Here is a 6,063-nt window from a genome sequence, read left to right on the forward strand (position 1 = left end):
AAAGATGCATTTCATTCCATTTATGAAAATAAATTTTAAACATATGAAATAAATTGATTTATTTTTATTAAGACCATAAAAAACCCATACAACTAAAAATTGTATGGGTTTCAAAAAAGTGTTAATTATTTAAATTTTTGTGAGTCGAATCGCACAAACTTGTTTTTTATCCTGCTTACAAAAAGAAATACTTTTCAAGTAATTCCGATCTTTTATGATTAAACTTTCTTGATGCTCCAGATAGAAAATAGATTCATTTATTTTAATTTCTAAAGGTTCTAAACTTTGATTAAAAACAAAAATTAAATCAGCAGAACTCTTTATTTCAGAAGCAGCAGACTCGAACATCCATTCATAATCTGCATGAAATTTTTTAGCATCATATATCAGATTAAAGTCTCGAATCTTTCCATTGAGCAATTCACAACTAACCTGACTTTCTCCACTGAACTTTATCGATTCCAGATATTGTAAATGCTTCACTTGATGATCAATATTCAGCAAAATATCTTGACCTTCCAAAACCGTCAAATAGCGTTGCATACATTCAAATTTGGAAAACGAACCAGACGTTTTGACGTCCGCCATGGAAATACGCCAATCAAATAACTCAAGGCTACTCCCTTCACTCCGAGCAAGTTCAATTGTATAGCCTGCACCATTTTTCCACAGCATGCATTTATAATCTGCTGAGCTTAGATGCTGAATCATTGCGTAAATTTACCTTCCAAATAATAACGACTACCTGGATAAATCAAACGTGCACTAGAAATCAGTTGTTTATTTGACCATGTACGACGGCGAATCAATAGGCAGGGTTCTGTCTTATTAATCTTCAACCATTTACATTCTTGTGCCGAAGCTAAAATCGCTGTAACCACATGCTCACCCTCAGTCACAGGTGCTTTTGACATCAAATATGCATTTGGTGTAATCGCCGTAAAGTCTTGTGCTAAGTAATCTGGTATCAGCACTGGATCAACTAAACGATCTTCTATTTGTACAGGCACGTCATTTTCATAATGCACAATAATCGAATGAAATAGCTTTTGTCCCTCACGCATCTGCATTAATACGCTTTGCTCTGTGTTGGCTTGAACTTGTTCCAACACCAATACTTCTGCACGATGTTTATGATTTCGGGCGATAATCTCTTCGGCAATATTATTCACATGAAATAAAGCTGTGCGTCCTTGTCCTTCTGCAACAAATGAACCTACACCTTGTATGCGTACCAGCAAGCCCTCACTGGGCAACTCACGCAACGCACGATTAACTGTCATACGACTACAACCAAGCAAATTTACTAATTCACTCTCGGATGGAATCTTTTTATTGACTGTCCATGTGCCTTCGTAGATTTTCTGTGAAATCATTTGTTTCACACGCAAATACAAAGGTACAGGACTGTCTTCCCCGAGTGATAAATCCAAATCGGATTGCTTGGATGTTTTTGACATTGACTAAAACTCATACACAATACTTTGAGCTATTGTATATAGATTATCGCCAATTTGTATATACAAGCTTATACAATTAAACGTCTAAAATTAAATTAATGTTGAATTTCATTTGCTTGATTTTTGAAAATTCTAAACTTGTATAAGCCTAAACTGTATAGCGCTTACTCAAACCCCAATCTGCCAATATACGACGATACATGGTCGAGGAACGATCCGCTTCAAAATGTGCTTCCATTGTAATATCTACAGGCAATTCTTCAGGTTTTTGAGACTCTACCATTTCTTGATCTTCTGCAAAAATTTGTGCATTAAAGTCATAAACAGCTTGCAAATCCCCAGTAGTATCAAAGTTACGTGTCAGTGGTACAAACAATCGAGTTTTGTTATGCGAGATTGGGCAATAAGCATTTAAAATCTTTAACACACCATCATTCGGAAAATGAATCGTCAATACTGCTGAAAAAGGTGGATAGACATCAAAAATCCGCTCCCAAAGAAAATCATCAGGCGCTAAATGTTGCATCCCATGCGGATAATTACTGACGTTACTGACATATTAGACTTCTTGCAAAAATCAAAAAACGATCAACGTTTTGTTTGTTTTTTATCCAGATTAAAAAGTCATGTTCTACTATCATGAGTACATGAAATATGAAAAAGTAAAGATGCTATCAAATAGTCAGTTTAAACGACTGATTGGAATACAACCCTCAACCTTTTTAGAAATGCTTGAAGTATTAGAGTCAAGCCAAGTCAATACTCAACGAGGTAGGCCTTCGAGTCTTTCACTTGAAGACCAACTGTTAATGACGCTAAGTTATTGGCGTGAATATCGCACGCTCTTTCATGTTGCTATGAGTTATGGAATCCACGAATCAACTGCGTCCAGAATTATTCATAAAATAGAAAATATTTTAATAAAATCTGATAAATTTCATTTACCTAAGAAACTACCGCATGGTGCAGGGATAGATTGGAATGTTGTTATTGTCGATGCAACTGAAATGACAATTGAGCGTCCAAAAAAAACAGAAAAGATTCTACAGCGGTAAGAAAAAACGACATACGATCAAAGCTCAACTCATCATTCATTATGAAACGATGCAGATTATTTCATTAGGTCTTACACATGGGAGTACACATGATTTCCAGTTGTTTAAGGCTCAACGTAAAAAGCAGAGATATCAAGCCTTTATGCTGATTGATAAAGGTTATTTAGGTTTAAATCGTTTGGGGGTAAAATGCCTGATGCCATTCAAGGCAAGTAAAAAGAAGCCGTTAACTTTATTACAGAAGCAAATAAATCGGGAAATTAGTAAACGTCGTATTCGAATTGAACACGTCAATGGAAAATTAAAGACCTTTAGAATTCTGGCTACACGTTATCGAAATAGGCGTAAACGCATGGGTTTACGTCTGAATTTAATTGCTGCAATTTACAACATGGAGTTGGTTAAAAAATGATTTTTGCAAGAGGTCTAATATTTTATTCTGCTTTTTTGTTTAGTTTGTTGCTCAAGTGCTTCAGGAGAAGCATAACGGTTTTTAGACATATAAAATTAATAGTTCTGTTGTTCTATACATATTTTCAATGCACTAAGAATAACAAAAAAGAAGAATTAAAAAAAATCAATAAAAAATTACGCTAGAAATACCCAGAATCCATTTCTCTTAATCATGATTCAACAACCCATCGTGATACAACCAAAGGATGAACATCACAATTTTGTCCACCTCCAATACGATCCACCACTACAAAATCACTTTTAGCTTCTAAGGTAATTAATGGATGATGCCAAGCCCCTTGATGATAGGTAACCCCCTGCTTACCATTACTTAAAAAGGCAAAGATTTGCTGTTCATCTGGTTGTAAGTGATTCAAAGGTAGCGCTACGATGATGATAAATTTTTGTTGTTGTAATGGAATGAAGGATTGTGAACCGTGAGGATGACGTTCAAGCATGTCTATTTTAAACGGAATCTCTGTTGCGCATAAATTATGAAAAATACTCATACCAACAGCGGTATTATCGCCACTAATTTGAGCAACTGATAATGCATTATAGCGCTGAGTTAAACCTTGGTTAATCGCAAAGAAATCATGATTTTCTTTTTCAATCACATCACCAAAAGCGGAGAAACTCTCTTGAGTTAAAGGCTGAATTTGGATGTTTTTTCTCATATATTGAACTTCACTTTATTTTAGCAGAACGAAACTTCGTAGATTATTCTTCTCTAATCCAATGCATAATGAACATTTGCTATCGAGCTAGGCGGCATGGATGCCGCCCGTTAGGCTGTGGCATCAAGGATGTGCCATCAGCCTAACAAAAGATTTTTGTTACTTTTGATCTTTCAAAAGTAAGCAAATACCAATTCAAACATGATCTGTTTTATCAAAACTTATATGACCTTGCTCATTACTGAAGAAACAATTTCATTCTGTGATTTTTCCCCATAAACGAATGCGACTGATTCCACCATCAGGAATCATATTGACACGAATATAGTTCACTTTTTGATGCTGCAAGATTTCAGCTATATATGAGTGAATCGCATCCATTGATAATGGTTGTTGCTCTAATACAAAAGGCCAAAACATGCTTTGTGGAATCAACTGAGCATCTGTAGCATCTTCAACATAAGCGGCTTGGATCGAACAAAAAGCAGGAAAATTACCTTTAAAATGTGCTGTATCAACTTCTATTTTTTCTACGTACCCAGTTTGTCCTAACGCAATAACACACCAATCAAAACCAGGCTCACGGCGGCGCTTGGTTTCCCAACCATCTCCCATATTAATGCCACGATCTGGGCTGAGTAAGTTATTCGGATGCCCGTAATGTGCATCACTAAATGCAACAATACGTCCACCATTTTTCAAACCAATCAGGTCAATTTGTTGGGTTGAATCTATATTTTCCAGTAGGACATTTCCGTAAACACGTAAACGAGCAACACCACCATCAGGGAAAATGTTAAGTCGAATATGGGTGATTTTATGTACTTCACAACTAAAAAAATGATGATGATCAGGAGACAAAACCGAGTTTTCTAACAGTGGGATCCAAGTAATATTTTCCAGTTGATCATCAGGTGCATAACACCCTTCTATTGAGGCAGAAGCAGGATAATTACCCGTGAAAAAAGAAGTATCGAGATCAAAGCCTGAAACTTTTCCAGTTACACCTAAGCGAACAATACACCAATCATAACCAGCTTCGCGCTTACGGCGTGTTTCCCAGCCATCCATCCATTTGCCATGATTATCAAACTTACCTTCAATAAATTTTGCAGGTTCTGGTTGTAGCATTCGTTCCGCACTTGCAAAAAACTCATCTGAACAAGACATAATGCTCGCGCCGATGCGCGCATCAGCTAAATTGGTTAAACCCTGTAAGTTATCAGGCAAAGTTACTACTTTGGCAATATGCACCGTCATTGATCAATCCTAAAAACATTTTCATATGGTTCATTCTATGCAAAATCCAGTCCAACTGGTCTGACCTGTTGTAAATAATTATCTAATTTTAGCTTTGAAGCAATTTAAATTTATGAATTTTGTGTAGAATCAAATTGTTCATTTTATTTCTAGGAAACGATGTATATGAGTCCACAAGCTATGCTCAACGGAAAATCATCTCAAGTGACTGAGCAAGCGGTGGAAGTCATTCATCAACGTATTCAGGAAGGTACTTATGCAATTGACTCTACATTACCTTCCCAACGTGATCTTGCTGCCCAGTTAGGAATCAGTCGCGCTTCTCTACGTGAGGCTTTAACTCGCCTTGCTGCTTTAGGTCTATTAGAAATCAAGGCTGGTAAAGGTGTTTATGTCATTTCAAAGCATAGTAAAGCAGCCGAACAATGGGAAGGTGAACATCGCATTTCTCTAAAAGATTTCTATCAACTACGCTATGTGCTTGAAGGATTTTGCGCCTTGCTGGCATGTGAATATCTAACTGAACAAGATAAATCAACTTTAAAACTACACTATGAAACGCTCTCAAATGCAATTTTGGAACAAAATTGGCAAGCTGCTTCTGAATGTGATTATGCATTTCACCAACATATCATTGAATTAAGTCATAATCAGTCAATCATTCAAACACTTAAAATGCATAATGAATGGATTAAGAAAAGTCAGATTCTTCCCTTCGTTCAACCTAATCTAGCATTCAAAACCATTCAAGAACATGATGCGATTTTACAGGCGCTATTTAAACAAGATGCTATAGCGGCTGAAAAAGCGATGCAGGCACACATTATTGGCGCTGCACAACGTGCTGGTGTTTATTTTTCTCGTCATGAGCAATCATAAAGCTCAGTCTTAATTCTCATTTTTGATTCATTTATCTAGGATCAGATATCCATACACATCACTACTGTCCCATAGTTTGCTCTAAATAAAAAAACCTGAGTCTAAATAGTTAAAATATGAGTGCAAACAAACACTTTAACTATAAAGGACTCAGGTTTTGTCACATCAGAATACCGTATTTCATCAATTACTCAAACCCATTCTAAGACAAGATTTTGAACGTCTGGCTAAACTGCACCACTCTGGGCAAAAATTAAGATCAGCCACCCGCTGGGATCA

Annotated in this window: 7 protein-coding genes and 1 pseudogene; 3 read left to right on the top strand and 5 right to left on the bottom strand. The window is 36.3% G+C overall.

The annotated features are described in order from the left end of the window. Window positions 1-129: 129 nt before the first annotated feature. The 3 genes and pseudogenes from F948_RS01650 to F948_RS01660 form a co-directional block, all read right to left on the bottom strand. Entirely contained in the window at window positions 130-711 is a 582-nt protein-coding gene (locus F948_RS01650; RefSeq protein WP_004959229.1) for a HutD/Ves family protein, read from the bottom strand. Next, complete coding sequence (gene hutC / locus F948_RS01655; RefSeq protein WP_004959231.1) at window positions 708-1,460, bottom strand: histidine utilization repressor; 753 nt, start codon at window positions 1,458-1,460, stop codon at window positions 708-710. Before hutC ends, F948_RS01650 begins: the two co-directional genes overlap by 4 nt. Window positions 1,461-1,608: 148 nt before the next feature. Then, window positions 1,609-2,019, bottom strand: a pseudogene (locus tag F948_RS01660) (aromatic ring-hydroxylating dioxygenase subunit alpha); the annotation flags it as partial. Between the two features lie 88 nt (window positions 2,020-2,107). On the opposite strand from F948_RS01660, the gene F948_RS16840 reads away from it, so the two are divergent. Further along, a protein-coding gene (locus F948_RS16840) for an IS5 family transposase (protein WP_409360447.1) occupies window positions 2,108-2,927 on the top strand; the annotation gives its coding sequence in 2 pieces (ribosomal slippage) (window positions 2,108-2,493 and window positions 2,492-2,927; 822 coding nt in all). 211 nt (window positions 2,928-3,138) lie between these two features. Here F948_RS16840 and F948_RS01675 read toward each other — a convergent pair. Beyond that, window positions 3,139-3,645, bottom strand: coding sequence for an ureidoglycolate lyase (locus F948_RS01675; RefSeq protein ID WP_004959246.1), 507 nt, complete (start codon window positions 3,643-3,645; stop codon window positions 3,139-3,141). Window positions 3,646-3,900: 255 nt separating this feature from the next. Continuing rightward, on the bottom strand, window positions 3,901-4,905 hold the full coding sequence (gene alc, locus F948_RS01680) for an allantoicase (RefSeq protein WP_004959248.1): 1,005 nt from the start codon (window positions 4,903-4,905) through the stop codon (window positions 3,901-3,903). A gap of 165 nt (window positions 4,906-5,070) precedes the next feature. On the opposite strand from alc, the gene F948_RS01685 reads away from it, so the two are divergent. Continuing rightward, window positions 5,071-5,784: a FadR/GntR family transcriptional regulator gene (locus F948_RS01685; protein ID WP_004959250.1), complete on the top strand. Its 714-nt coding sequence runs from the start codon at window positions 5,071-5,073 to the stop codon at window positions 5,782-5,784. A 157-nt stretch (window positions 5,785-5,941) separates the two neighbouring features. Further along, the coding region (locus tag F948_RS15830; RefSeq protein WP_004959253.1) for a DUF4372 domain-containing protein at window positions 5,942-6,063 on the top strand (122 nt) is incomplete at its 3' end.

Origin of the sequence: Acinetobacter junii CIP 64.5 (assembly GCF_000368765.1) — a bacterium.
GTDB lineage: Bacteria > Pseudomonadota > Gammaproteobacteria > Pseudomonadales > Moraxellaceae > Acinetobacter > Acinetobacter junii.